Origin of the sequence: Actinoplanes sp. NPDC089786, assembly GCF_040684855.1 — a bacterium.
Classification (GTDB): Bacteria; Actinomycetota; Actinomycetes; order Mycobacteriales; family Micromonosporaceae; genus Actinoplanes.
The window spans coordinates 1-1,937 of record NZ_JBFBGU010000073.1 but is presented as its reverse complement, the minus strand read 5'-3'; the positions used below and the strand labels follow the sequence as shown (position 1 = coordinate 1,937).

Sequence of the window (1,937 nt, the reverse complement as noted above, 5' to 3'; positions counted from 1 at the left end):
AACTCGGACACGTCCCACCTGCCGAATACGAGGCCATCCACGCGATGACCCAGCCGGTCACCGCACCCCTGAAACCAACTAATTAACTCTCCATCCAACCCGGGGCTTGACAGTCCGTCACTGTTATGAAGATCGATGTGTTGGTCTGGGTATGGGTGTGCTGGGTGCTCCTCGTCGTAGTGCTGTGCGTCCTCGTGCTGAGTTGGTCGAGGGTGTTGTGCTGGAGAAACGCCTCGGGTCGCTGCCGGTGATCGCGGACTTCTGCCGCCGAATCGACATTGCCGGGATCATCGACGAGTTGTGCCCGGTCCGGGATATCGCGTTCGCGACGCATGGGCAGGTCATCGAGGTCTTGATCGCGAACAGGTTGACGAACCCGTCCGCGATGGCCGGGGTTGTTGACTGGGCGAGGGCGTGGGCGGTCGGTGAGGTTTACGGGATCGCCGCGTCCGCGTTGGGCGACGACCGGCTCGGCCGGGCTTTGGGCGCGGTCGCCGAGCACACCGACACCATCGTCGGGACGGTCGGCGCGGCGGCGATCGACAGGTTCGGCATCGATGTCACCCGGTTGCACTGGGATATGACGTCGGTCTCGCTGTTCGGTGCCTACGACCACAACGACCCGGACCATCCGCAGCCGGGGTGGGGGCATCCGAAAGACCGGCGCCCGGATTTGAAACAGATCCAGGCGGGCATCGCGGTCAGCGCTGACGGAGCGGTCCCGGTGTTCCATCAGGTCTACGACGGCGGCGCGGGCGAGATCGCGCAGGTCGTCGACGCCATGCACGCGTTGCAGGACCTGGCCGCTACGCCCGGGTTCTTGATGGTCGGGGACTCGAAACTGATCTCCTACGGCAACCTCACCGCGATGACCGACGCCCGAGTCCGGTTCCTCGCCCCGCTGGCCGCGGCAAGGGTCCCGGCCGGCCTGTTCGCGGGTATCGACCCGGCCGCCACCGTGCCGGTGGACTACATCGCCGCGCGAGACATCAACAAGCCGGCCGCCAAGCGCTGCGCCTACCGGGTCACCCAAGACGTCATGCACCTTGCCGGGCCACGCAAAACCGACCGGGTGCACCAGGTCCGACGGATCCTGGTCCACTCCACCGCGAACCAGCACGCCGCCCGGGCCGCCCGCGACCTGAAACTCGGCAAAGCCCGCACCGATCTGGACACCCTCATACGCACCGCCGGCACCCGCTATCACCCCGACATCGACGCCGTCACCGCGAAAGCCGCGCAGATCAGCAAGAAACGCCGTGTCGGCGCCTACCTACACACCACCGTCACCCTCGATCCGGACACCGGCAAACCCGTGTTCACCTGGCACTTCGACCAGAACACGATCGACGCTGAAGCCGCTACCGACGGCTGGTACGCGCTGCTGACCAACCTTGAGGCCGCCGACGCGGACGCCGCCGAAGTCCTACGCCGCTACAAAGCCCAGAACACCGTGGAACAGCGCTACTCCACGATCAAAGGACCCCTCGCCGTCGCACCGATGTTCCTGCAGACCAACCGCAGGATCACCGCCCTGATCACCGTGATCTGCCTGGCCCTGCTCATCTTCAGCCTCATCGAACGTGAAGTCCGCCTCCGGCTCGCCGAGCAGGACCAGACCGACATGGTCGGCTTCTACGCCTTCGACAACCGGGCCGTCAAACCCACCGGCCGGCTCATCCTGCAAGCCCTCAACTACCTACGACTCATCCCCGCCCACGACCAGCAACCACCCAAAATCCCCCACCCCGGATGGCTCCAAAACCAACTCCTCGCCCTGCTCAACGTCGACCCCACCCGACCACGCTGGCTATAACGGCAGTCCACAACCATGTGCGAAGTCCGGGGCTAGTCCCTGTCGCCTCTGGCGAGGTGGCCCGTTCCGGGCTGAAAATGGGTGTTGGTCGCTCGCTGACGTCGTGTCTCCTTGATCCGTA

1 protein-coding gene is annotated in these 1,937 nt (G+C 65.4%); it reads left to right on the top strand.

From position 1 onward, the window contains the following. Window positions 1–217: 217 nt before the first annotated feature. A complete protein-coding gene (locus AB0O15_RS47930; RefSeq protein ID WP_364334925.1) occupies window positions 218–1,816 on the top strand; it encodes an IS1634 family transposase in 1,599 nt (532 codons plus the stop codon). The last annotated feature ends 121 nt before the right edge of the window (window positions 1,817–1,937 follow it).